This window comes from Streptomyces nymphaeiformis (assembly GCF_014203895.1).
Classification (GTDB): Bacteria; Actinomycetota; Actinomycetes; order Streptomycetales; family Streptomycetaceae; genus Streptomyces; species Streptomyces nymphaeiformis.
Map to the genome: position 1 here is coordinate 23,481 of NZ_JACHJY010000002.1, position 23,839 is coordinate 47,319.

The 23,839-nt window shown below is 73.5% G+C and carries 25 protein-coding genes; 14 read left to right on the top strand and 11 right to left on the bottom strand.

What is annotated here, in order from left to right; genetic code table 11:
- Positions 1 to 125: 125 nt before the first annotated feature.
- The 4 genes from GGE06_RS06145 to GGE06_RS06160 are packed head-to-tail and all read right to left on the bottom strand — an operon-like array spanning position 126 to position 5,476.
- The gene (locus GGE06_RS06145; RefSeq protein WP_184930197.1) at positions 126 to 1,400 is read right to left on the bottom strand and encodes an MFS transporter; all 1,275 of its coding nucleotides are present in this window, start codon (positions 1,398 to 1,400) and stop codon (positions 126 to 128) included.
- A 1-nt stretch (position 1,401) separates the two neighbouring features.
- Complete coding sequence (locus GGE06_RS06150; RefSeq protein ID WP_184930198.1) at positions 1,402 to 3,099, bottom strand: condensation domain-containing protein; 1,698 nt, start codon at positions 3,097 to 3,099, stop codon at positions 1,402 to 1,404.
- Positions 3,096 to 4,412: a DUF6271 family protein gene (locus GGE06_RS06155; RefSeq protein WP_184930199.1), complete on the bottom strand. Its 1,317-nt coding sequence runs from the start codon at positions 4,410 to 4,412 to the stop codon at positions 3,096 to 3,098. Before GGE06_RS06155 ends, GGE06_RS06150 begins: the two co-directional genes overlap by 4 nt.
- A complete protein-coding gene (locus GGE06_RS06160) occupies positions 4,394 to 5,476 on the bottom strand; it encodes a phytanoyl-CoA dioxygenase family protein (RefSeq protein WP_116157507.1) in 1,083 nt (360 codons plus the stop codon). The genes GGE06_RS06155 and GGE06_RS06160 overlap by 19 nt, the downstream gene beginning before the upstream one ends.
- A gap of 287 nt (positions 5,477 to 5,763) precedes the next feature.
- On the opposite strand from GGE06_RS06160, the gene GGE06_RS06165 reads away from it, so the two are divergent.
- Genes GGE06_RS06165 through GGE06_RS06175 form a run of 3 tightly spaced genes read left to right on the top strand, consistent with a single transcriptional unit; the run spans position 5,764 to position 7,548 of the window.
- Positions 5,764 to 6,624, top strand: coding sequence for a class-II aminoacyl-tRNA synthetase family protein (locus GGE06_RS06165; RefSeq protein ID WP_184930200.1), 861 nt, complete (start codon positions 5,764 to 5,766; stop codon positions 6,622 to 6,624).
- Between the two features lie 59 nt (positions 6,625 to 6,683).
- A complete protein-coding gene (locus tag GGE06_RS06170; RefSeq protein ID WP_116157505.1) occupies positions 6,684 to 6,914 on the top strand; it encodes an acyl carrier protein in 231 nt (76 codons plus the stop codon).
- On the top strand, positions 6,901 to 7,548 hold the full coding sequence (locus GGE06_RS06175) for a 4'-phosphopantetheinyl transferase family protein (RefSeq protein ID WP_116157504.1): 648 nt from the start codon (positions 6,901 to 6,903) through the stop codon (positions 7,546 to 7,548). The genes GGE06_RS06170 and GGE06_RS06175 overlap by 14 nt, the downstream gene beginning before the upstream one ends.
- On the opposite strand, the gene GGE06_RS06180 is transcribed toward GGE06_RS06175, so the two are convergent.
- Positions 7,508 to 8,206 carry a hypothetical protein gene (locus GGE06_RS06180; protein WP_184930201.1) on the bottom strand — a complete coding sequence of 233 codons (699 nt, stop codon included), beginning with the start codon at positions 8,204 to 8,206 and terminating at the stop codon, positions 7,508 to 7,510. The genes GGE06_RS06175 and GGE06_RS06180 overlap by 41 nt on opposite strands.
- A gap of 137 nt (positions 8,207 to 8,343) precedes the next feature.
- On the opposite strand from GGE06_RS06180, the gene GGE06_RS06185 reads away from it, so the two are divergent.
- Entirely contained in the window at positions 8,344 to 9,396 is a 1,053-nt protein-coding gene (locus GGE06_RS06185) for an AI-2E family transporter (protein WP_116165183.1), read from the top strand.
- Between the two features lie 108 nt (positions 9,397 to 9,504).
- Positions 9,505 to 11,154: a glycosyl hydrolase family 8 gene (locus GGE06_RS06190; RefSeq protein WP_116157502.1), complete on the top strand. Its 1,650-nt coding sequence runs from the start codon at positions 9,505 to 9,507 to the stop codon at positions 11,152 to 11,154.
- Here GGE06_RS06190 and GGE06_RS06195 read toward each other — a convergent pair.
- Positions 11,131 to 12,909, bottom strand: coding sequence for an FAD-dependent monooxygenase (locus GGE06_RS06195; protein WP_312883037.1), 1,779 nt, complete (start codon positions 12,907 to 12,909; stop codon positions 11,131 to 11,133). The genes GGE06_RS06190 and GGE06_RS06195 overlap by 24 nt on opposite strands.
- 127 nt (positions 12,910 to 13,036) lie before the next feature.
- Here GGE06_RS06195 and GGE06_RS43355 point away from each other — a divergent pair, with 127 nt between their 5' ends.
- The 6 genes from GGE06_RS43355 (at position 13,037) to GGE06_RS06220 (ending at position 17,020) form a co-directional block, all read left to right on the top strand.
- Positions 13,037 to 13,159, top strand: a complete 123-nt coding sequence (locus GGE06_RS43355; protein ID WP_281402301.1) for a hypothetical protein — start codon at positions 13,037 to 13,039, stop codon at positions 13,157 to 13,159.
- The gene (locus GGE06_RS06200; protein ID WP_184930202.1) at positions 13,156 to 13,833 is read left to right on the top strand and encodes a 4'-phosphopantetheinyl transferase family protein; all 678 of its coding nucleotides are present in this window, start codon (positions 13,156 to 13,158) and stop codon (positions 13,831 to 13,833) included. Before GGE06_RS43355 ends, GGE06_RS06200 begins: the two co-directional genes overlap by 4 nt.
- Before the next feature lie 55 nt (positions 13,834 to 13,888).
- Positions 13,889 to 14,248, top strand: coding sequence for a hypothetical protein (locus tag GGE06_RS06205; protein ID WP_116157499.1), 360 nt, complete (start codon positions 13,889 to 13,891; stop codon positions 14,246 to 14,248).
- A gap of 82 nt (positions 14,249 to 14,330) precedes the next feature.
- Entirely contained in the window at positions 14,331 to 14,822 is a 492-nt protein-coding gene (locus GGE06_RS06210; RefSeq protein WP_184930203.1) for an SAM-dependent methyltransferase, read from the top strand.
- 57 nt (positions 14,823 to 14,879) lie between these two features.
- The gene (locus GGE06_RS06215) at positions 14,880 to 15,557 is read left to right on the top strand and encodes a response regulator transcription factor (protein ID WP_116157497.1); all 678 of its coding nucleotides are present in this window, start codon (positions 14,880 to 14,882) and stop codon (positions 15,555 to 15,557) included.
- Positions 15,554 to 17,020, top strand: coding sequence for a sensor histidine kinase (locus tag GGE06_RS06220; protein ID WP_116157496.1), 1,467 nt, complete (start codon positions 15,554 to 15,556; stop codon positions 17,018 to 17,020). Before GGE06_RS06215 ends, GGE06_RS06220 begins: the two co-directional genes overlap by 4 nt.
- A gap of 17 nt (positions 17,021 to 17,037) precedes the next feature.
- Here GGE06_RS06220 and GGE06_RS06225 read toward each other — a convergent pair whose 3' ends face one another.
- The 4 genes from GGE06_RS06225 to GGE06_RS06240 all read right to left on the bottom strand — a co-directional run bounded on the left by GGE06_RS06225 (position 17,038) and on the right by GGE06_RS06240 (position 20,145).
- The gene (locus tag GGE06_RS06225; RefSeq protein WP_116157495.1) at positions 17,038 to 17,496 is read right to left on the bottom strand and encodes a group II truncated hemoglobin; all 459 of its coding nucleotides are present in this window, start codon (positions 17,494 to 17,496) and stop codon (positions 17,038 to 17,040) included.
- Between the two features lie 97 nt (positions 17,497 to 17,593).
- On the bottom strand, positions 17,594 to 18,112 hold the full coding sequence (locus GGE06_RS06230; RefSeq protein ID WP_116157494.1) for an SgcJ/EcaC family oxidoreductase: 519 nt from the start codon (positions 18,110 to 18,112) through the stop codon (positions 17,594 to 17,596).
- A 151-nt stretch (positions 18,113 to 18,263) separates the two neighbouring features.
- Positions 18,264 to 19,652: an MFS transporter gene (locus GGE06_RS06235; RefSeq protein WP_147321047.1), complete on the bottom strand. Its 1,389-nt coding sequence runs from the start codon at positions 19,650 to 19,652 to the stop codon at positions 18,264 to 18,266.
- 106 nt (positions 19,653 to 19,758) lie between these two features.
- Positions 19,759 to 20,145 carry a hypothetical protein gene (locus GGE06_RS06240; RefSeq protein ID WP_184930204.1) on the bottom strand — a complete coding sequence of 129 codons (387 nt, stop codon included), beginning with the start codon at positions 20,143 to 20,145 and terminating at the stop codon, positions 19,759 to 19,761.
- Positions 20,146 to 20,331: 186 nt separating this feature from the next.
- Between GGE06_RS06240 and GGE06_RS06245 the strand changes: the two genes are divergently transcribed.
- The 3 genes from GGE06_RS06245 to GGE06_RS06255 all read left to right on the top strand — a co-directional run bounded on the left by GGE06_RS06245 (position 20,332) and on the right by GGE06_RS06255 (position 22,454).
- Positions 20,332 to 21,540 (top strand): serine hydrolase domain-containing protein, encoded by a 1,209-nt coding sequence (locus GGE06_RS06245; RefSeq protein WP_184930205.1) that lies wholly within the window; start codon positions 20,332 to 20,334, stop codon positions 21,538 to 21,540.
- Positions 21,541 to 21,606: 66 nt separating this feature from the next.
- Complete coding sequence (locus GGE06_RS06250) at positions 21,607 to 22,062, top strand: ATP-binding protein (protein WP_116157490.1); 456 nt, start codon at positions 21,607 to 21,609, stop codon at positions 22,060 to 22,062.
- Positions 22,063 to 22,127: 65 nt separating this feature from the next.
- Complete coding sequence (locus GGE06_RS06255) at positions 22,128 to 22,454, top strand: plasmid stabilization protein (RefSeq protein WP_116157489.1); 327 nt, start codon at positions 22,128 to 22,130, stop codon at positions 22,452 to 22,454.
- 9 nt (positions 22,455 to 22,463) lie between these two features.
- On the opposite strand, the gene GGE06_RS06260 is transcribed toward GGE06_RS06255, so the two are convergent.
- A complete protein-coding gene (locus GGE06_RS06260; protein ID WP_116157488.1) occupies positions 22,464 to 23,816 on the bottom strand; it encodes a carboxyl transferase domain-containing protein in 1,353 nt (450 codons plus the stop codon).
- Between the last annotated feature and the right edge of the window lie 23 nt (positions 23,817 to 23,839).

Consider the following 23,839-nt stretch of genomic DNA (forward strand, 5'->3'; position numbering starts at 1 on the left):
CCCCACCCCTTGCTGTGTCCGAACGGGGCGGTCAGTGATCACCCGCCCCGTGGACGTAGTGACTATCACGCGCGACCGACAATCGCACAGCTGTTTCCCTCTGCTTCCCCGGGGCCGTCGGGCGCTCAGCCGGCGCCCGTGGCGCCCTCGGTGTCGGTGGCCGGTTCCGGTGCCCGGCGCAGGGCGCGGACGGCCGGGACGGAGAGCATGACGGCGATCAGGAGCAGACCCGTGACGGACGAGAAGAGCAGGACGCGGTCGGCGCCCACGCTCTCGGCGGCCGGGCCGGACAGGGCGCGGCCCAGGGGGATGACCATGATCGAGCCCGCGACGTCGTACGCGGAGACACGGCTCAGGACGGCGAGGGGGATGTGCGACTGCACGCTCGTCGCCCACATGACGCCCCAGAAGGCGAACCCGCAGCCGGCCACGACACCGGTCAGCGCCGTGACGGTGAAGTTCCACCCCAGGGCGGGCGCCAGCGGGTTCAGGGAGAAGAAGAACATGGCGCACGCGCCCGCGACGAGCGGGCGGCGCGGCCGGACCCGCATGCCGAGCAGTCCGCCGACGATCGTGCCGGCGCCGTCGGCGGAGGCGATCCAGCCGTAACCGCTCGCGCCGTGCTGTTCGGTGAGCAGCGCCGCGCCGAGCGGCAGGGCCGGGCCGAAGACGAACAGGCCGTAGACGGACCACACGGCGATCACGCCCCACAGCCAGGACCGGGACCGGAACTCGTGCCATCCGGTGGCGAGCCGCCGCAGGATCGGTTCGTCGCTCTCGTCCCGGGCCGTGCCGAGCTTCCGCAGCGGCGCCAGACCGAGCGCGCTGCAGGCGTAGAAGGCCGCGATGACGACGAAGGAGCCGGCGACGTCCCCGTACGCCACGAGCAGGCCGGAGAGGCCCGGACCGAGCAGGGTGCAGATCGACTCGGAGATCCGCAGCAGCGCGTTGGCCCGCTGGATGTCCTCGGCGACCCGGGGCACCAGGCTCGCCAGACCCGGCTGGAACATGGCGGTCGCGGCGCCGCTGAGCGCGAGCAGCGCCATCATGTGCCACAGCCGCATGTCGCCGGCGGCGAGGAGCACCGCGAGCGCCAGCATGGCCACCATCCGCACCACGTCGGCGCCGACCATCATCACCTGCGGGGTGAACCGGTCGGCGAACACCCCGCCGAACAGCACGAGCAGGACGATCGGCGCCATCCACGCGGCCAGCGCGTAGCCCACGCCCGCCGCCCCGTACCCCGCGCCGAGCACGGCGGTCGTCAGCGAGACCATCAGCATGCCGTCGGCGAGGAGCGAGGTGCTGCGGGCACCGAAGAACAGCCGGAAGCGCGGAGAACGCCACGGGCTGGGAAGGGAGTTCGCCGCCGTCTGTATCGTCACGTCATTCGTCGTCATGTCACATGCGCCGGTCCCGGCCGGCCCCTTCCCTGAGAATCCGCTGCCGGAGCCACGCGCTGGTCCGGTCCCGGTCCGCCTCCGCCGGCGCGTCCCGCACGATCACGTACCGGCGCGGGGCCAGCACCCCCGGCCGGCCCGGGAGGGCGTCCATCAGTGCCGCGTGCGCGTCGGCCGGAGTGAGCGGGGAGCCGCCGCACGCGAGGTACGCGGTGAGGCCGTCCTCGTCCGGAGTCACCTGCACGGGTACGCCTCCCAGCGCCCCGCCCAGCACCTCCGCCACCTCGCGCGGCGACACCCACGAGCCGTCCACCCGGACCCAGCCCGCGCCGCGCTCGACCGGCCGGACGCCCGTCACCCCGGTGAGCGCCGCCAGCGGCACGTCCTCGGTGGCGGCCGCCTCCAGGAGCCGTACCAGACCGGTGAGGAATCCCTCGGCCTCGTCCGGGGCGAAGAGCGCGGGATCGACCCACAGGTCGAGCCGGAGCAGGGGCGCCGTCTCGTGGACGAAGGTCAGGATCCGGGTCGGCAGCACCTGCACCGGCCCCCGGACCACGTCCAGTTCGGGCCCGTCGGACCCGCCCGTGGATCCGGCCGCCGCCGGGAGCGTGCTGACGTCGTTGAAGACGACGTCGCGGGCGAAGCGGCTGCCCCGCTCGTGGGTGACGGCGTCGATCATGTCCCAGAGGCGGACCGCGTCGAACTGGCTGTGCCGGTAGGCGTTGAGCGCCGCCCCCCACGCCTTGCCCAGGAGCGCGTCGAAGGACGGCACCCCCATGTCGAGGCGGAGCAGCGCGTCCTGCGACACGGTGTTCACCGAGCGGGCCAGCCGGGGCAGGAACCGGTTGGAGGTCGGCACGGCGGCCACGCAGGACGACTGGCCCGCACGGTGCGCCACGAGCGCGCACCAGGCCGTGAGCAGCACCGTGGACGGCAGGCCGCCGGTGCGTTCCGCCACGAGGGCGAGCGCGCGGGCGCCCCGCAGCGAGCGGAGCGTCAGCTGCTCCGCCTCGACCTCCGTGCCCACGGCGCCCGGCTCCGCGAACATCGCCTGCGGGCCGGTGCGGATGATCCGCTCCCAGTGCCGCAGGGACGCCTCGGCCTTCCGGAGCCCGCCCGGGGTCGCCTCCTCGGCGGCGAGGTCGAGCGGGGTGAACGCCGTCACGGCGGGGAGCGTCCGGCCGGCGAGCAGGTCGAGCCAGTCCTCCTCCAGGACGGAGAGCGCGCTCACGTCCGTCACGGCGTGGCTCGCCGCCAGGGCGACGAACACCGGAGCACCGGCCACGGCGACGAGGGAGACGCGGAGCCCGAAGTCCCGGTCCAGGTGGAAGCGGCCGACGCGGTCCCGGCGGGCCACCGCGTCGGCGTACCCGGCGGCGTCCGGCGGAACCTCGTCGTGATCGAGGACCGTGACCGTGAACTCTCCCTCCGAGGCCACGACCTGCTCGCGCGGCGCCTCGCCCGGCGCGTGGGGGAAGGTCGTCCGCAGTGCCTCGTGCCGCACCACCAGGGCGCGCAGCGCGTCGATCGCCGACTCCGTCCGCGTCCCCTCGGGCACGGGCCACACGGCGTGGATGTTGATGTGCTCGGGCTCGTCCCGCAGCATGCAGCGGATCATGTTGGCCTGGCCCATCGTGACGGGCCCCCGGCGCCGCTCCCCGCCCGCGTAGGCGACGGTGATCGTGTACGTCTTCGTCATGCGGCGCCCCCGGAGGACAGCTCGTGGTCCCCGCTCGCGCGGACGACGGCCGCCCAGGCGTCGATGAGGAGGGCGAACTCCGCCATGTCCTCCCGGACTTCGTCGATCAGCGGCTCGCGGCGGGCGGCGAGGAAGTCCGCCGCCTCGGTGTAGCGGCCGCCGAGCTTGCGGTAGGAGCGGTCGACGACGTCGAGGCGCTCGGCGTTCTCGGCCCGGTCGAGCCGGGTGCTCTCCCGGACGAGAGCGGCGACGGCGTCGGCGCGGAGCCCGCCCCCGGCGTCGAGCAGCGAATCGCCGGCCGCCTTCGTCCCCGCGTACACGGAGTGGAGGTGCGGGGTGGCGAGCAGGAACTTCGTGAACCGCAGCTGGTAGGCGAGGAATCCGCTGTCGGAACGCCGTTCTCCGGTGTGGAAGTTGACGATGTGCCGGTTGTGCAGCACTCCGGGCAGCCGGGCGTCGTGGACCAGGTGGAGGAGGAGGTAGTCGCTGCCGATGGTGTCGGTGGCGGGCGGCAGCGGCACCCGGCCGTACACCTCGCGCGCGAGGGCGATGTTGCACATGTCGACGCGCGTGGGGCCGACGGTGGTGAGCGTGGTCAGGTCTCCGGTGAACGCGGCGGTCCCGGCACCCCGGAACGACTCGGCGATGAGGTTGCGGCGCCAGATCTCGGGATAGCCGTCCGGGACCGAGAGGCCGATGACGTCCTCGTACACGACGGGGTCGAGCCTGCGGATCTCCTCGACGTCCACGGACATCTCGCCGACGAAGGAGCCGCCGACCAGGGAGACCGGCCGGTGCGCGGCCGCGGGGTCGAGCCTGCTCCGGGACACGAGCCCGGCCACGTCGGAGGCCCGCCGGCCGAGGGCCGCCAGCTCGTGGTGGAGCGGGAAGACCGGCTCCCCGTCCAGGTGCTGGTAGCGGCTGTCGGAGTCCCTGCGGTGCACCGAGGCGCAGCCGAGCGCCTCCGCGAGCAGGAAGGCGCGGTTGGTGCAGGCGCCGTAGGACACCCGGTCCGGCAGCATCAGGCCGAGCACGCGGTCCGGTTCGGCGGCGCCGGACCGGACGATCACCTCGCGCAGGAGGTCCCGCTGGGCGGCCTCGTCGAAGTGGTGGACGACCACGCGGGGCACCGAGGGCAGCGCGGCCACGGTCCGCCGGTGCTCGGCGAGGACGGGTGCGGGAGAGGAGTCCAGGATCAGCAGGTGCACCTCGACGTCGAACTCCCGGGCGCCGTAGGCGGCTTCCGCCGCGACGGCCCGGATCGTCCCGGAGCAGGCGCGGTGGGTGGGCAGGGTCAGGCAGACACGGCGCACGCCGCCTCCTCGCCCGTGGTCCCGTGGGGTTCGTTCCAGGAGGTGAGCCCGAGGAGGCGGCTTCCGAGCTCGTTCAGGGTGGCCGTCGGGTAGCGCTTGGACTCGTGGAGGACGGGGTCGCCGACCAGGGTGCGGTTCCAGCGGGGGGTGCGCAGGTGCCGCCAGGACTCGACCCGGGACTTCCGCAGCTTCGTGTGCTCCTCCAGGGCCGGCATCATCGACAGGTACTGGACCGCCCGCACCTGGTCCGCGGAGGTGTTGCGGGCCACGCCGTGGGCGAGGAGGCCGTTCCAGATCAGCAGGTCGCCCGGGCGCAGATCGGGGCGGACGACGGGGAACTCCGTCCGGTCCACGGCGGGGCGGATCGGGTCCCGGTCGGCGGGCTCGCCGAGCTTCCACTCCTCGAACCGGCGGAACAGTTCCGGGCAGCACTGGAAGCCGCCGGACTCCGGGCTCGTGTCGTTCAGCGCGATGATCCCCTGCACCCGCTGCGGGGGCACGCCGAGCGTGGTGTCGATGTCCCAGTGCAGATCGATGTCGAAGCCCCGGTCGGTGGGCTCGATGAGGGCGCGGTCGCGGTTGCGCACGTTGGGCGGGTTGAGGTTGAGGCGGTCCTGGGTGACCCACAGCTCCTCGCAGTCCCACACGTCCACGAAGGCGTCGTAGACCCGCTGGGCCTGTCGGCTGTCCCAGAGCAGCTGGTGGTGGTACGCCTCCACGAAACCGTACACGTGCAGCTGCTGGTCTAGTTCGGAGCGGAACGGGCGGTCCTCGTACCAGCTGTCCGGCCGTTCGGGGTCGAGGCCCTGGAAGTCCCAGGTGAAGTCGAGCAGGCGCCGTGCGGCCGCGGCCGGGATCGCCTCGCGGACGATGACGTAGCCGTACGTCTGCCAGTGGGCGAAGTCCTCCTCGGAGAGCACCCGCAGCGGCCGTGACTTCTTCAGCTCCCGCAGGGTGGTCTGGGCGAGGTACGACTCGCCGTCCGCGCTGAAGTACGGCAGGTCCGACGCCGCCCGGTGCAGCCGGGGTCGGCGGGCAGGGCGGTGCGGGGCGGGTGTCGTCATGGGGTCCCTCCAGAGGCGGTGGCCGGAGGTCAGGCGGCCACGTCGTTCAGAAGAATTGGTTTAGACCATCACTTCTGTCAAGTGCTCCCCGGGTGTGTGCAGTTGGCAATCGGGTTGGTTCGGCGACACGGCCCCTTTGGTCTAGACAACCTTCGGTGAACTGGCTTAGGGTCCCCATGCGCAGGCCGGCCCCTGAGGGAGCGTCAGGCGGCTTCTCCGCCGTGCCGTGGTCGACGAGGACCCCACGCCGTGACTGTTCGCCCACGCCCAGAGGGAGTCCCGTTTCCATGAGCACACCCGGCACCACCGTCCTCCCGGACGGCGGCCTCAAGAGCCCCGGCGCGGGCCTGATCACCCTGGACCCGGTCCGCACCGCCCTGCTCCACGGCCTGGACGAGCTGCTCACCGGCCTGGCCGCGCGCCTCTCCGCCCCCGAGGTGGTGGGCCCGCCGCTGCTCTCCGTGGAGGGCCTCGCGCGCCTCGACTTCTTCCGCAACTTCCCCCATCTCGGCGTCTCCGCCGGGCGGTTCGCCCCCGACGCGCTCGACGGCCTCGCCGCGGGGGAGTCCCCGGGCGAACTGCCGCTCCGGCCCACCGGCTACCTCCTGCCGTCCGCCACCTGCTACGGCCTGCTGCTCTCCCTGGAGGGCCGGGACGTCGGCGAGGAAGGGCTGCGGCTCTCGGCCGCCGGCCGCTGCTTCCGCAACGAGACCCACTACGACGGCCTCAAGCGCCTGTGGGGCTTCCACATGCGCGAGGTCCTGTACCTCGGCACGAAGCAGGGCTCGCTCGAACACCTCGACCGGGGCGCCGAGTTCATCCAGGAACTGGCCGGACGCCTCGGCCTCGCACTGGACCGGGCCGTGGCCGACGACCCCTTCTACGACAAGGGCGGCTCCCGCGCCCGGCTCATGGCGCTCGACCCCGTCAAGCACGAGTTCAGCGCCCCCGACGGCACGGCCATCGCCTCCGTCAACCGGCACCGCAACTTCTTCGGCGAGCGCCTCGACATCCGCGCCGGCTCCGCGGGCCCCGCGTACAGCGCCTGCGTCGCCTTCGGCGTCGAGCGCTGGGTGCACGCGATGATCCTCGCCCACGGCAGCCCCGAGCAGGCGCTCGACCGGCTGCGCGAGGCCGCCGCCGCGTAGACGGCACGCCTTCCTTCCGCACCTCCACCCGTACTCGGCACAGCAAGGAGCACCCCCCCATGGACCCCATCGTCGCGTGGCTCCACGAGAAGAACCCGGGTCTCGACGGTCCGATCGACACCGACGAGGACCTCATCGAGGCCCGGCTCATCGACTCCATGGACTTCCTGGAGTTCATCGACCTCCTGGAGGAGCTGTCCGACAGCTCCATCGACCTCCAGGAGGTCACCATCGACGACTTCCGCACCATCGGGCGCGTCCAGGAGCGCTTCCTGAGTGGCGCGCAGTGACCCCCCGCCCCTGAACGCCCTGGCCGTGGTGGCCGCCACCGGGGAGGTCCTGGACCTGCCGGGACTCCACGAGGGCCTCCTCGCGCCCTGGGAGCGCCGGCGGCTCGACCGGATCCGGGTGCCGGGCCGCCGCGACGACGTCCTCGCCGCCCGCCTCCTGGTCCGGTGGTGCGTCGCCCGGTTCACCGGGCTCCCGCCCGAGGAGTCGGGTCCGGAGCAGTACTGCGGGGGATGCCGGCGGTACGGGCACGGCCGCCCCTACCTGAGCCGCCTCCCCGGGCTGGGCGTCAGCCTGAGCCACGCCGACGGTCTGGTCGCGGCGGCCGTCGGCCCCGGACCGGTCGGCATCGACGTGGAACCCGAGGGGCGCCGGCCCGGCCCCCTCCCCGTGCTGCGGCGCCTTGTTCCCGAGGCCGAGGCCGAACTCCGGGAGGCGGCGGCCGCCCCGGACCCGGACGCGGCGCTGCTCCGCCTGTGGGTGCGCGGCGAGGCCCGGTTCAAGGCCGGTGGCCAGGAGGGTCTGCGACTCCTGGAGTGGACCGACCGGGACCGGGCGGCCGTCGCGGCGGTCGCCGGGACCGGGCCCGTCACCGTCATGGCATGCGGGGACCCAGCGTCCGCACGACCTGCGTGAGGACCTTCTCGCTCCAGTTCCGGTTCGACGCCGGGTATTCGCCCACGCCGTCCGCGGTGGACATGCCGCTCACCTCGAACTGGTACGGGCCCTGGTGGCAGGTGGGCCCGTCGGAGACGTCCGGCAGGAAGCAGCCCTCGGTGCCGAGCGAGGTGCCGAGGTCCCGGAACTCCTTCTTGTACGTGCCCTCGGCCGCCCGCTTCCGCGCCGACTTGAGGTCCTCGGCGTAGTTCCGCTCCACGAGCGCGGGGTCGGCGATGGCCGTGAAGGTGACCTTGACGCTGCTGTTGTGCTCGCTCTCGTACTCGGACGGCAGCCCGAACCTGAACTCGCAGCCGCCCGCCGGGACGTCGCCGGTCGTGCCGGGCGCGGACTCGGACAGGGGGTTGAAGTCGATGATCGTGACCTTCACCGGGTCCCGTGCGAAGTCGGTCGCCTGCGGGAGGATCGCCCGGATCTCCTCGTCGCTCAGCACCTCGCAGGCGTTCGGCCACTCGGCGAGCGGCAGCGAGGCGTTCGCGGCCGGGTGCGCGGCGAGTTTCGGGCCCGAGGGCTTCGCCGCGCCGAACTCCAGCGGTGGCGGCGCGCTGCTGCAGCCCGCGAGCGCGAGAGGAGCGGCCACGGCAAGGACGAGGCACCACCGGTTCAGTCTGGACACGTCACGTTCCCCCGAAAGTGAAGACACCGGAATCGGGGACCATTCTGCACACCGGACGGCCGAATGGCGGGACCGGGTCGGGCGAATCCGCCGCCGCGGGCGTGGCCCCGTGAAGCTGCGGTGGTACGTCGATGGCCATGCAGCCAGCCACCCCCCCGACGGTCAGCCCCTTCCTCCGTACGGCCGCCGCCTACGCGTGGCGGCTGCTCGCCGTCGGCCTCCTCGTCTACAGCCTGTTCGCGGTGCTCGGGCGCTTCCACGAGATCGGTGTGGCCCTCTTCCTCGGCCTGGTGATCACCGCGCTGCTCCGGCCCGTCGCCGACCAGGTCGCCCGGGTCCTGCCCCGGTCGCTCGCGGTCGCCCTCACCCTGCTCGTCAGCATCGTGCTCGTCCTCGGAGTGCTCGTGCTGGTCGGCGAGGCGGTCGCGGGGGAGCAGACCACACTGGTGCGCGAGTTCCGGGAGGGCGTCGGACGGATCGAACGCTGGCTGCAGCGGCCGCCGTTCCGCCTCGCCCCGGACGCGCTCTCCGGTGTGCAGTCCAAGATCGGCGACTACCTCTCCAGTCACCGGTCCGCCCTGCTCAGCACGGCGGTGAGCGGAGCCGGGCACGTCGTCACCGTCCTCGCCACGCTGGTCCTCGGCTTGTTCTCCGCGGTGTTCTTCATCCACTCGGGGGACCGGCACTGGTCCTGGTTCCAGAAGCAGCTCCCGAGTTCGGTGCGCGACCGCGTCGCCCTCGGCGGGCGAGCGGCCTGGAGCACCTTCACCGGCTACACGCACGGCATCGTCCTGGTCGCCGCGACGAACGCGGTGCTCGTCGGCATCGCCCTCTGGGCCCTCGGGGTCCCCCTCGCCGTACCGCTCGCCCTCCTGGAGTTCCTCGCCGCCTTCATCCCGCTGATCGGCTCGCCGATCGCCCTCGCGATCGCCGCCGTCGTGGCGCTCGCCTCGAAGGGCCCGCTGGTGGCGGGCATCGTCGTCGCCCTGATCGTGATCATCGGTCAGATCGAGGGACATCTGCTGCACCCCCTCGTCATGAGCTGGGCGGTGCGGCTCCACCCGCTGGTGGTGGCCGTCTCGGTGGTCGCGGGCTCCATCGCCGCGGGCGTCGTGGGCGCGGTCGTGGCGGTGCCGCTGGTGTCGGTGGTCTGGTCGGTGCACACGGCGCTGCGGGACGCGCGCGGCTGACTTCCCCCGTGCGCGGGGTCTTGCGCCGGGTGGGCGGCCTCTCTACTCTCCCGGCCAATGGTTAGGAATATTTCCTAACGATTGGCCATGGAGGGAAAGGGAGTTGACATGCGTCGACGAAGCGTCACGCTTCTCGGGCTCGCGGGTCTGCTGGCGTTGCCCCTGACGGTCCTGCCGCAGGCGCAGGCCGCCGACGGCCTCGTGTCCGGCGGAAAGGCGGTGACGGCCTCGTCCGTCGAGACCTCGGCCTTCGGGCCCGGCCTCGCGGTCGACGGCAACACGGCCACCCGCTGGGCGAGCGCCGAAGGGGTCGACCCGCAGTGGATACGGATAGACCTCGGGGCGAACCACACGATCTCCCGGGTGAAGCTCGACTGGGAGGCCGCGTACGGCAAGGCGTACCGCATCCAGACCTCCACCGACGGCACGAACTGGACCGACGTCTACTCCACCACCGCCGGTGACGGGGCGACCGACGACCTCACGGTCTCCGGCAGCGGCCGCTACGTCCGGATGTACGGCACCGGTCGCGGCACGCCGTACGGCTACTCCCTCTGGGAGTTCGAGGTGTACGGCGCGCCCACCGGCACCGGCGGGGGCGGCGGAGGACCCGCCGTCCCCTTCGGCAGCCACCTCAAGCCGTACGCCGCCGGCATCCTGAAGCCCTCCGGCACGCAGTCCGCCCTCGACCAGAAGGTCGTCGACTACTACAACCGGTGGAAGGCCGCCTTCGTCCGGCAGAACTGCGGCAACGGCTGGTACCAGGTCATCTCGCCCGACGCCGACCACCCGTACGTCGCCGAGGCGCAGGGGTACGGCATGGTCGTCACCGCCACCATGGCGGGCGCCGACCCCGACGCCAAGAAGATCTTCGACGGTCTCGTCAAGTGGAAGATCGACCACCCCTCCTCGGTCAACCCGAACCTCCTCGCCGCCGAGCAGGACACCGCCTGCAAGAGCGTCAACGGCGGCGACGGCGCCACCGACGGCGACATGGACGTGGCCTACGGCCTGCTCCTCGCCGACAGGCAGTGGGGCAGCACCGGCACCTACAACTACAAGGACCTCGCGCTCAAGCACATCGCCGCCATCAAGAAGGACGAGGTCAACGCGACGACCAAACTCCTGAAGCTCGGCGACTGGAGCAGCTCGGGCGACCAGTACTACTACATCACCCGCACCTCGGACTGGATGGCCGACCACTTCCGCGCCTTCCGCGCGGCCTCGGGCGACACCACCTGGGACGCGGTGCGCAACGCCCACCAGACGCAGATCTCCCGCCTCCAGTCCACGTACGCCTCCGGCACCGGACTCCTGCCCGACTTCGTCGTCGACACCGACACCACGCCCAGGCCCGCCCCCGGCCAGGTCCTGGAGGACCCCAACGACGGCGCGTACTGGTGGAACGCCTGCCGCACCCCCTGGCGCATCGGCGACGACGCCGTGACCAGCGGCGACGCCACGTCCCTCGCGGCCGCCCGCAAGGTCAACGGCTGGATCAAGACGAAGACCGGCGGCGACCCGAACAAGATCGCCGTCGGCTACAAGCTCAACGGCACCCAGATCTCCTCGGGCAGCGAGGCCGCCTTCTTCGCGCCGTTCGCGGTGGCGGCGATGACCGACCCGGGCAGCCAGGCCTGGCTCGACGCCCTGTGGAGCAAGATGCTGGCGACTCCGATCGACACGAGCAGCTACTTCTCGGCCAGCATCCAGCTCCAGGTCATGATCACCGCCTCAGGCAACCACTGGGTGCCGTAGTGGGGCGTCCTGCCGCACGGACAGGGCCCTGAGATAACCGCTCAGGGCGGCGGCGGTCCCGGCGAGCGGGAAACGGGCACCGAGCTGCCCGTCGGGACGGACGACGAGACCGGTGGCACCGTCGGGGAGGTACAGCCGAGCGAACTCCCCGGCGGTGTCCCGGTAGACGGGCACGGACGGACCGGCGGGCACGGACCGGTCGGCGGGCGAGAACGGACCGCCGGACACGGACGCGGCACCGGGCGAGGACGGGCCACCGGACCTCGACACGCCGCCACGTGAGGACAGGTCGCCCGGACCCGCCGTCTCGTCCGCGTCCGCCGCGAGGATCACGATCGCCGGGAGGTCGCCGACCGCCCGCACCGCCTCGGCGGCCCCGGCCAGTTCGGCGCCGTCCGATCCGTACAACAGCACCACGTGCCCCGGGCGCCCCCGCAGCACGTCGAGGAGCCGCAGCGGATACGCGGCGATCGGCGTGGTCAGGCCCGCGCAGTCCGGGGCCCGGTCGCCCGCCCGGGGCGCACCCTCCGGACCGTACGGATCGCCCGCGAGCGGACCGCCCCGGTAGCCGACGAGCAGCTGCGCCTCGCGCAGGAGCAGCGTCCTGCGGTCCTCGGGGTCGGCCTCGATCCCCCGCACGGCGTGCCGCACGGTCCGGCCGACGACCTCCTCGCCGACCGGACGGCGCTCGGCGTCGTACGTGCCGAGCAGCGCGGGCTCCGCCTCGCCCCGCACCACGAGGGCGAGCTTCCAGGCCAGGTTGCAGGCGTCCTGCACACCGGTGTTCATGCCCTGGGCGCCGGTCGGCGGATGGATGTGCGCCGCGTCGCCCGCCACGAAGACCCGGCCCCGCCCGTACCGGTCGACGATCCGGTGGCTGATGCGGAAGACGGAGGACCAGCGCAGCCCCGAAAGGCGCGCCGGGCGAGGCGCGAGCCGGTCGACGACGTCCTGGAGGTCGGCGAGCGAAGGACCCCGGCCGCCTTCGAGGCCGTGCGCCACACCGTCCGGGGCGTCCGCGCCCCGGGAGGGGGAGAGTTCCGGCGGGAGCTTCATCGACATCCGGTAGCGCCCCGCCCCCGGCAGCGGGATGCACACGAGCACGTCGCCGGGGGAGCCGTCGGCGCCCAGGCGGGTCGAACGGATGCCGTAGCCGGAGGGCAGGTCCCAGTCGGCCACGACATCGCCCAGCATGTACTCCTCCTGGAACGCGCCGCCCTCGAACGACAGGCCCAGCGTCTTCCGCACGACGCTGTGCGCGCCGTCGCAGCCGATCAGATACGGGACCCGCAGCTCCTCGTCGGCCCCGGACGCCGTGCGCAGCCGCGCCGTGACCCCGTCCCGGTCCTGGGTGAACGACACCAGCTCCGTACCGCGCTCGATCACCGTCCCCATGCGGGCCACGTACCGCTCCAGGAGCCGTTCCGTCTCGTACTGCGGCAGCGCGGCGAAGCCGTACGGCACCTCGGGCGGCATGGTCAGCTCGATGCGGTCCCGCTCGCGGCCGTCGACGAAGGCCAGCTGACCGCGCAGCGGCACGGCGGCCTCCAGGACGTCCCGGACCAGACCCATCCGGTCCCAGAGCTCCAGGGTGCGCGGCTGGATCCCGACGGCCTTGGCGTACGGGAGACGGGCGGGCAGCCGGTCCACGAGCCGGCAGTGCACGCCGTGCCGGCGCAGCTCGGCGGCCGCGCTCAGACCGACCGGACCCGCGCCCACGATCAGGACGTCGGTGGTGGAGCGTTGGTGCGCCACGCGTGCCTCCAGCACTGACTCGCCCCCGGCAGGATCCCGTCCCCCATGCTCACCCGCGGCCGGCGGCTCGGCGAGCGGGCAGGGCCGTACGGCGGGCCGCGTGCCCGGGACCGGTACTGTCGCGCACATGCTCGAACCCCACCGGGCCCCGGACCCGGGCCTCGACCGCGTCCTGGAGGACGTCCGCACGAGCGCGTACGGCACGGAGCGCCGGTACGGGATCACACTCCCCGCGAGGCGCGCCCGGTGATCGCGGAGCTGCTGCCGGACGCCGTCGTCTCCGTCTTCCGGCGCGACGACGCCGAGCCCGTCACCCTCTTCCCCGAGGAGGCCGCCGCCGTCGCGCGCTCCGTCGTGGGCCGGCAGCGCGAGTTCGCCACCGTACGGCTCTGCGCACGGCTCGCGCTGCGCCGCCTCGGCCTGCCCGAGACCCCCCTCACGCCGGGGCCGCGCGGGGAGCCGCGCTGGCCGGACGGCGTGGCCGGAAGCATGACCCACTGCGCCGGATACCGGGCCGCCGCCCTGGCCAGGACCTCGGACGTGCTGTCGCTCGGCATCGACGCGGAACCGGCCGCGCCCCTGCCCGAAGGGGTCCTGGCGGGCGTGTCGCTTCCCGGGGAGCGCCGCCACCTGGACGCGCTGACCGCCCGCACACCGGGCGTCCCCTGGGACCGGCTGCTGTTCAGCGCCAAGGAGAGCGTCTTCAAGACCTGGTACCCGCTGACCCGCCGGGAGCTCGGGTTCGAGGAGGCGGCGGTCGACTTCGAACCGGCCCCGGACCCTCACGGCCACGACACGGGCACGTTCACCGCCCGGCTCCTCGTCCCCGGCCCGGTGACCGGCCGCGTCCGGCGGAACCACTTCACCGGCCGCTGGCTCGTGCGCGAGGGAGTGGTGCTCACCGCGATCGTCCTGGCGCGGTAGCGGGCGACTTCTCCCGTACGGAACCGGGCGGCGTCCTCCCGCGTCCGTCCCGGGCATGAGCGAGAACCCGTCAGAGGAAGCGCGGGACCGGATGGAGGGCGCCGTCGGCTGCCTCCTCGCCGTCGTCGGCGTCGCCGTCGCGGGCGCCTACGCGCTGCCCCGGGCTTCGTACAGCATCGACGGCGGCTTCGAGGCGCACGCCCGGGACTGGGGAGTGATCCTCGTCGACGTGCCGCTGATCCTCTTCGCCGGTCTGGTCGTCCCTCCGCTGACCTGGGCGGCGGCCACCCGGTGGCTCCGGCCGTGGGCGGCCGTGCTCGTCTGCGTGGCCGTCGCCGGGCTCGCGCTGTGGGGTCTCGCCGCCTGGTGGCATCCGCGGCAGGGCCCGGATCCCGGGTACGGGCCCGGCATCTGACGGTCCCTCGGCGCGGGGTAGCGTGCCCGACGCCCGCCTCGCCGGAGGCGCGGCCACGACCGACGAAGGAGAGAGAGCACCCATGGCTCAGGAGCACACGGAGCACACCCCGGGCGTGATCGTCTCGCGTCCCGTCGGCCGGGTGGTCGGCGGGCGGGGCGAGGTGCGCGACGACGAGTGGGGGGACGTCGAGTCGGTCGTCCGCCTCGACGCGGAGGCCTTCGGGCCCGAGGCGCTGGCCGGGCTCGACGCCTTCTCGCACCTGGAGGTCGTCTACCACTTCGACCGGGTGAGCCCCGACGCCGTCGAGACCGGGGCCCGGCACCCGCGCGGCAACGAGGAGTGGCCGCTGGTCGGGATCTTCGCCCAGCGCGGCAAGAACCGCCCCAACCGGCTCGGCGTCTCCCGCTGCCGCCTGATCCGTACGGACGGGCTCGACCTCCATGTGCGCGGTCTGGACGCCGTCGACGGCACGCCGGTCCTCGACATCAAGCCGTACATGACGGAGTTCGGCCCGCAGGGACCGACCACGCAGCCCGCCTGGGCCGACGAGATCATGCGCCACTACTACTGAACCGGGAGCGGACCCCGGTGGTGAACCGACGTACGGAACTCGAACTAGGGTTGCCCCGTGCGTGTACTCCTGGTGGAAGACGACGAGCCCGTCGCCGAGTCCCTGAGGCGCGGGCTGCTGCGCTACGGCTTCGAGGTGGAGTGGGTCACCACGGGGACGGCCGGACTCGCCGTCACCACGCCCTACGACCTGGTCCTCCTCGACCTCGGACTGCCCGACACCGACGGGCTCGACGTCTGCCGGGCGCTGCGGCGGCGCGGCGACGTGCCGATCATCGTGATCAGCGCCCGCAGCGACGAGACCGACCGGGTCGTCGGCCTGGAGATCGGCGCCGACGACTACGTGTCCAAGCCCTTCGGGGTGCGCGAGGTCATCGCCCGCATCCGGGCCGTGATGCGCCGGGTGCGTCCGGCGGAGCAGCCCACCGGTCCCCAGCGGTACGGGGCCCGGCTGAGCGTCGACCGCAAGGCGGCCCGGGTGTGGCTGGACGACGCCGAGGTGGCGCTGACGCCCAAGGAGTACGACCTGCTCGCGTTCCTCACGGAGGAGCCGGGCGCCCTGATGTCGCGCGAACAGATCATGGAAGCCGTCTGGGACGCCAACTGGTTCGGGCCGACCAAGACCCTCGACGTCCACGTGGCGGCGCTGCGCCGCAAGCTGGCCGGCGCGGTGACCGTCGAGGCGGTCCGGGGCGTCGGCTTCCGGCTGGTCGTGGAGTCCGTGGCCCGCCCGTGATCAGACGTCTCATCGTCAGCTACGTGCTCCTCGTCGCCGTGGCCCTCGCCGCGTTCACGGTGCCGGTCGCGTTCACGCTCACCGCCCAACTGCGCGGCGACACCGAGGAGTCCGTACGCCGCGAGGCCACCACGATGGCCCTGCTCCTCGGGGACGGCGACGAGCCCGCGCGGCAGGCGCTGGCCCGGATGGCCGGGGCGTACGCGGACGAGACGCCCGGCACGGTCGAGGTGGTGGCCGCCGACGGCAGGAGCGCGATGCCGCCGCTGCCCCTGCCGGCGCACCCGGACGACCCGGCGTTCGGCGCGGCGCTCGCCCGCGGCCGGACCACCGTCGACTGGGGCTCCCGGCTGGTCTGGGGCCCGGAACTGGTCGTCACCGTGCCCGTGTACGCACGGCGCGAAGCCCTCGACGAGGACGATGACGACGACGAAGAGGCGGAGACCGTCGCGGCCCCGCCCCCGGCCCCGGCCGACCGGATCGTCGGCGCGGTCCGGGTCCGGTACGAGACCGCCGACCTGAGCGACCGGCTCTGGCGGATCTGGGGCTTCCGGGCGATCCTCGCGATCGGCGTGCTCGCGGTCGCCGCCGGTCTCGGCGCGATCGTCGCCCGGCTGCTCACCAGACCGCTGCGTCAGCTCAACGACATGGCGAGCCGGTTCGGCGACGGCGACCTCACCGCCCGCTCGCCCGTCACCGGCCCGCAGGAGACGCAGACCCTGGCCCGCACGCTCAACCAGGGCGCCGAACGCCTCGACACCCTCGTCGCCTCGCAGCGCATCTTCGTCGCGGACGCCTCGCACCAGCTGCGGACCCCGCTGACGGCGCTGCGCCTCTCCCTGGACAACATCGCGGACGGCGTCGACGACGAGTTCGTCCGCGAGGACGTCGACCAGGCCACCGCCGAGGTCGTCCGGATGAGCCGCCTGGTCAGCGGCCTGCTCGTGCTCGCCCGTGCCGAGGCCAAGGTGTCCGCGCCCGAACCGCTGGCGCTGCGCGAGTTGGTCGAGGAGCGGCTGAAGGTCTGGCGCCCGGCCGCCGACGAACGCGGGGTGACCATCCTCCTCACCGGCGCCGCCGACGGCCCGCCGCCGGTCCTCGCGGGGCCCGGCAACCTCGACCAGGTCCTCGACAACGTGCTCTCCAACGCCCTGGAGGTCTCCCCGGACGGGGGGACGATCACAGTGCGGGTGGGGACGGGCGGCCCGGAGGAGGCGGTCCTGGAGGTCCTCGACGAGGGCCCCGGCATGTCCGCGGCCGAGCAGGCCCGCGCCTTCGACCGGTTCTGGCGCGGCCAGGGACTGACCGGGCGCTCGGGTTCCGGCCTGGGGCTCGCCATCGTCAAGCAGCTGGTCACGGACGACGGCGGTGGGGTGGCCCTGCGGGACGCGCCCGGCGGCGGACTGTGCGTACGGATACGGCTGAGAACCGCCGCCGACGCGCCCCGCTGGATCACCCCGTAGGGCCCGCCGGACAGCCCCTAGGCGAGGCCGTCCCAGCCCCAGCGCGGAGTGGGGCCGGGCTCGCCGAGGTCCGTGCCCGGGGCGGAGGCCGAGACGTCCTTGGCGATCCGCGTGCCCCAGTCGAAGTACTCCATCACCCGGCGGCGCAGCAGGGCGTCGTCGGGCAGCTCCTTCTCCACGGCCGCCTCCATCAACTCCATCCAGCGCAGCCGCTGTTCCTCCGTGATGCCGAGCCCGAGGTGGGCCCGGAGCAGCGCCTGGTGCCCGCCGAGCTCCGCCGTGAACCCGGCGGGCCCCGAGAAGACCTCCGCCAGCCACACGGCCACGTGCTCCACATGGGTGGCGGTGAAGTCGGCGAAGACGGGGGCGAGGAGGGGGTCGGCCAGGACCCCCTCGTAGAACGTCCCGGAGAGCCGGCGCAGCGCGTCGGCGCCGCCCACGGCCTCGTACAGGGTGTTCGTGTGCTCGGCGCTCATGGAAGCCCTCCGGGATCCGGGATGTGTCCTCCCAGCCTTACCGCAACACGGCCCGGATCCAAGGATGTTCGCTCTCGGCGGGGCGCGGGCCCCCGCCTCAGGAGGGGATCACCGAGGAGTGGTGGTTGACGATCAGCCACCGGCCGTCGCGCTTCTCGTACACATAGGTGTAGCGCGCGTCGAGCGGCTTGGTGACGCCCGTCTTCGGGTCGGTGAGGTGGAAGCGGTAGAGACCGGCGTCTATCGCCGAGTCCGCGTCCAGGACGTTGATCTCCGAGCGGATCTTCTCGCCCCTCGGCTTCTTCTCCAGGAAGTGCGCGAAGTAGTCGGCGATCTCCACGTGGTCGGTGCGGATCCTCGGGGAGGCGGTCGGCAGCAGGACGGCGTCCTCGGCGTACAGGTCGGTGACCCGCTCCGGGTCGCCGGAGCGCAGCGCCGCGTTCCACCGGTCGAACAGCCCGGCGATCTCCCGCTCGCCGGGCATGACCGCGGCCTTGCCGCGCCGGCCGTCCTCCTCGGCCGCCTGCGCCACGCCGACCCCGGCGACGAGCGTGCCGAGGGCTGCGACGGCGAGACCGCCGGCGAGGGCGGCGCGGGTACGGGTCATGCGCTTCATCAGGGGCTCCAGCTTCGAGTGGACGGGCCCCGGACGCCGGTGCGTCCGGGTGCTGCCACTCTCGCGGCGCGTGGTGCAGCCCCCGTACAGCGGACGTCAAGCGCCCGTCCAAGACTCGGGAAAGACGGTCCCCGTTCGGGAAGGACGGTTCCTAGGACCTCGGCCGCGCCGTGCGCGCCGCGACCAGGAGGAACAGGCCGCACGCCGCCACGATCAGCCACCCCGGACGGGTCGCGGCGGCGAGACCGGCCGGGTCGGCGCCCGCGACGAGACCGCCGGCGACGGCGATGCCGACGGCCACACCGACCTGGCGCGAGGTGGACGTGACGGCCCCCGCCACGCCGGCCCGGGACGGCGGCAGACCGCTGACCGCGGTGTTCGTGAGAGGGGCGTTGGCGAAGCCGAACCCGATGCCGATCAGCAGGAAGGCGAACAGGATCAGCGGCACGCCCGTGTCTCCGTCCAGGCCCACCAGACACAGGCCCCCGGCCGCGGTGAACCCGCCCGCGAGGAGCAGGGGACGCCGGGGGCCGAGGCGCCCCACGAGGGCGCCGGACCAGGGCGCGCACACCGTGGCCCCGAGCGCCAGGGGCAGGGTCACGGCGCCGGCCGCGAGCGGTGTCAGGCCACGGGCCTGCTGGAGGTAGAGGGTGCTGAGCAGCAGTGTCACGTTGAGGGCGACGAAGACCGCCGTCGCGCCGAGCACCGCCGTGACGAACGGCGGCCGCCGGAACAGGCCGAGGTCCATCAGGGGCTCCTCGCGCCGCAGTTCGATCCGGACGAAGCAGGCCGTGGCCACGGCGGTCAGCGCGTAGCCGGCGAGGGCCACGGGCGACGCCCAGCCGATCCGGGGGCCTTCGATGAGCAGGCCGACGGTGAGGCAGAGCACCAGGGTGAGGAGCAGCTGACCGGGCAGGTCGAGGCGGCGGGCGCGCTCCCCGCGGGACTCCGGTACGAACAGGGCGACCAGGACGAGGGCGATGACCACCACCGGCGCGTTGATCCAGAACACCGCGCGCCAGCCGAACGCGCCGATGAGCGCCCCTCCGGTGACCGGGCCCGCCGCCATGCTCAGCCCGAAGACCGAGGCCCACACCCCGATCGCGCGGGCCCGTTCCCGGGGGTCGGGCATCGCGTTCACCACGATCGCCAGGGCCACCGGGCTCAGCATCGAGGCGCCGATCCCCTGCACGGCCCGGGCGGCCACCAGGACGCCGAGGGACGGGGCGAGGGCGCACACGAGGGAGGCCAGGCCGAAGACGAGCAGCCCGGTCCGGAAGATCCGGCGCCGCCCGAGGCGGTCGGCGAGGGCGCCGGAGACGATGAGCAGACTGGCCATGGCCACGGTGTACGCGTCGACGACCCATTCGAGACCGCGCGTGCCCACGTCGAGGCCCCGCCCGATCTCGGGCAGTCCCACGTTGACGATGGTGGCGTCGACGCCGACCAGGAACATGCTGAGCGCGCAGACCGCGAGCACCGTCCAGCGCCGGCGTGAGCTCAGCGGGGCGGGTGGAGCGGCCAGGGATGTCGTGAGCACGTGAGTTCCCCCTTCGACGAGTGCGGACGCCGTCCAGACTCGAACCGGGGGAGCGGTCCTGGCAAAGAACTTTGCCAGGACCGCAAACGGGACCGTGAAACGGGGCTCAGACCGCGGTGAAGAGGTCCCCGGGGGCGTCGTCGAGGACGAAGCCGTTGTCGAAGCGGACGCGGACCGTCAGCCTGAGCTTCCGCTCCTGGTACGCGGTCCACTCGGGTTCCAGGGAGGCGACCTGCTCCTCCAGCTGCTGCCTGCTGCCCGGCGGCATCTGGTGGCCGAAGTCGTCGAGCAGGGACTTGAGCCGCTCGTACTCACGGACCTCCTGGCTCTGCGGCCGGTCCTCCTCCACCCGCTCGACGGTGCCCTCCAGGCCGGCCGCGAGGGCCAGGAACCCCGCCGCCGTCCCGGCGGAGGCCCCGTCCGCCGGGACGACCTGTCCGTCCAGCCGGAGATCGACCGTCAACCTCACCCGTCGGCCCTCGTTCAGCGTCATCGATCCTTCGTCTCCAGATAGGTCGGGGTGTCGATTATCCGGGCCCTGAGGCCGTCTCGGTTACCCGCGTGACCCCGTACGGGTGGACTCGTCGCGCGGGCGCCGAGAGGGAGGGCCGTCGCGTCGGCCCCCGGTGGTGATGTGGCCGTCCAGAAGCTCCCGTGACCCGGAAGAGGCACCCCCGACATGCGACGTACCCCCTCCCGCCGGCTGTTCGCCGCGACGCTGCTCGTGGCGTCCGTGCTGGCCCCCGTGACGGCCACGCCCGCCGCCGCCGTCCACGCCGTGACCACCGCCGCCGTCGGCACGCACGGCGAGGATGACTGCCCGCCGGGCGGATTCGGCCCGGAGCTCACCTCCCGGCTCGACAAGGCCGTCGAGGACGTCCGCAGGCAGGCCGGCATCCCCGGCGTCGCCGTCGGCCTGTGGATGCCGGGCAGGGGAAGCTACGTCCACGCGACCGGCGTCGCGAACAAGGCCACCGGCGAGCCGATGTCCACCGACGGCTTCATCCGCATCGGCAGCGAGACCAAGACCTTCACCGTCACCGCCCTCCTGAAGCTCGTCGACGACCACCGGATCCGCCTCGACGACCCCATCGCCCGCTACGTCCACGGCGTGCCGAACGGCCACCGGATCACCCTGCGCCACCTCGCCGAGATGCGCAGCGGCCTCTTCCCGTACACCTCCGACCCGGGCTTCATCCACGACCTGCTCAGCGACCCGCAGCGCTACTTCACCCCGGAGGAGGCGCTCGCGTACGGCTTCAAGCACAAGAACACCTTCGAGCCGGGCGCGAAGTTCGAGTACTCCAACAGCAACCTGGTCCTGCTCGGCCTGGTCGTCGAGAAGGTCACCGGCCAACCGCTCCAGGAGTTCCTCCGCAACCGCGTGCTCCGCCCGGCCCACCTGCGCCACACGCTCCTCCCGACCGGCCCCGAGTTCCCCGAGCCGCACCCCCGCGGCTACACGAACCAGACGCTCAGCGGCACGGTCGTGGACTCCACCGACTGGAACCCCAGCTGGGCCTGGGCGGCCGGGGCGATGATCTCCGACCAGCGCGACCTGCGCCGCTGGGCGAAGGTCCTCGCCACCGGAGAGCTGCTCAGCCCCGAGACGCAGGCGCAGCGGCTCAAGACGCTGCCGACGGGCTTCCCCGGCCTCAGTTACGGCCTCGGCATCTTCGACGCCAACGGATGGATCGGGCACAACGGCTCGATTCCCGGGTACGAGACGGTGACCGTCTACCTGCCCGAGCGGGACGCCACGCTCGTCGTCATGCTCAACACGGACATCACCAGCGGGGGCCAGGAGCCGTCCACGCTCGTCGCCCGCGCGGTCACCGCGATCGTCACCCCGGACCACGTCTACGCCGGCGGGATCCAGCCCCGGTAGCGGGTGTCCTGTCCAGAGGAGGTCGATCGGGGCCACCTGCCCGAGACTGGGGGGAAGGAGGCGCCCATGGGTGACGGCGACGGTGGCCCCCCGGACCAGGTCCGCCGGCTGGTGCTGCACGGCACGCGCGGGGTCGTCTCGCGCTGCCGGGACTTCACGGCGGAGGCGCTGGCCGACTGGGGCTGGATCCCGGCGGACAGCGAGGAGGCGGGGGAGCGGGTCGAGGACGTCCTGCTCCTCGTCTCCGAGGTCGTCACCAACGCCTGTCTGCACGCCGGCGGCCCCGAGGAGTTCGTCCTGCGGAACGGGCGGGGGCGGCTGCGCGTGGAGGTGTCCGACGCCAGCCCCGAGCACCCGCGCGTACGGGTGCCCAGGTCCCCGGCCCTGCCCGGCGGGCACGGCCTGATGGTCCTCGACCTGCTCGCCGCCGAGTGGGGCAGCCGGGACAAGGAGACGGGAGCCGTGGGCAAGGTGGTCTGGCTGGAGGTCGGCCGCCCGCCCCGGAGGAGCACCGGCGATTAGACCCGGCGGGGGTGGGCAGCCGCCGGACGCGGGGGCCGTCGTACCGGTGCGGAGAGGAGCGGATCATGCCGCGCGGATCGAACGCCAAGCGGGAGCGGCAGTACGAGCACATCAAGGAGAGCGCTCTGGAGCGGGGCGAGAGCAGGGAGCGCGCCGAGGAGATCGCCGCGCGCACGGTGAACAAGGAGCGGGCGCGGTCCGGCGAGTCGAAGACCGCGAGCAAGAGCTCGACCGAGGACATGTCCTCCGGGCGCCGCGGCGGCCTGCGCTCGCACAGCGGCGCGCAGGGCCCGACCTACGACCAGCTGTACGCCGAGGCCCGGCGCCGCGACATCCACGGCCGCTCCTCGATGGACAAGGCCGAACTGAAGCGGGCCCTGGACGACAGCTGAGAGCCCGTGTCAGCAAGCGTCCGGCCGGTGCTCCACCACACCCCTGACGACACCGAGGTCCACCAGGTCCTGCGGGCGCAGACGGAGCTGGTCGGCCGTGGCCGCGGCCTCCTCGGGGGCCCGCTTGAGGATGGCGGCGGCGGACTCGGGCGCGATGACGGAGAAGTAACTGTCCGGCGTGGCCCAGGTGTTGCCCGGTGCGGCGAGGGCGAGTGCACCGCCCGAACCCCCCTCGCCGATGAGCAGGGCGGTCACAGGGGTACGGGCGGAGGCGACGGCGGCGAACAGGTCGGCGATCGCCGGCCCCGCACCCGCGTGCTCCGCCTCGGCGTCGTTCGCGGCGCCCGGGGTGTCGACGAGCGTGAGCACCGGGATCCCGAGGCGGTCGGCCAGGCGCACCACACGGGCCGCCGTGCGGAAGCCGGCCGGGCGGGTCGCGGTGCCGCACTGGGCCGCGTACGCGACCGTACGGCCGTCGGGGAGGCGGCCGAAGCCGCACCGCATGCCCGGGTCGACGCCTCCGCAGCGGTCGCCCGAGATCTCCTCGCGCAGCGTGAAATGGGCGTCGAGGTACGCGGCGGCCCGGGGCCGCTCCGGGTGCCGGGCGCGCGCCACCGCCTCCCGGCCGCTCGCGGCGGGCGCCGCCGCCGGGTCGCCGAGCGCGTACGGCGGCGGGACCGGGCCCTCGGCGGGCCGGACGAGCAGCGAGAGCCAGCGCCCGAGGGTCCCGCGCAGCGCGTCCGGCGGCACGATCGCGTCGAGGTGGCCGTGGGCGAGCTGCGCCTCGGCGGTGTACGCGGCGGGGTCCGCGTCCGGCGGCCGCACCCGGGAGCCGGCGAAGCCGACCTGGGCGCCCGGCAGGGCGAGGACGACATCGGCGCCCGCGCCGAGCGTGGCCCAGCCGCCGCCCGTCGTCGGATCCCGCAGGACCGCGATCTGCGGCAGCCCCTCGGCCCGCGTGATCTCCGACTCGCGCGCCAGGAGCTGGAGTTGGAGGAGGGCGCGCATGCCCTCGTGCATCCGGCTGCCGCCCGTGGCCGGCAGCACGACCACCGGTAGCCGTCGTTCCCGCGCCGCGGCGTGCGCGGCGGCGGCCCGCGCGCCCGTCCGCTCCCCGAGGGAGCCGCCGAGGAACCGGAACTCGAAGGAGATCAGCACCGCCGTCACCCCGCCCACCACGCCCGTCCCGCAGACCACCGACTCGGTCTCGCCGGTGCGGTCGGCGGCGCGGGCGTGCGCGGCGGAGTAGCCGGGCCAGCCGATCGGCCCGTCGCCGGTCAAAGGGCCTTCCACGAAAGGGAGTTCGTGGAAGTCGTCGGTGACGAGGGCGATCGCCTCGCGTGCCGTCGTCGGATCGCTCATGCGGGCCTCGCCGCTCGTCGCCG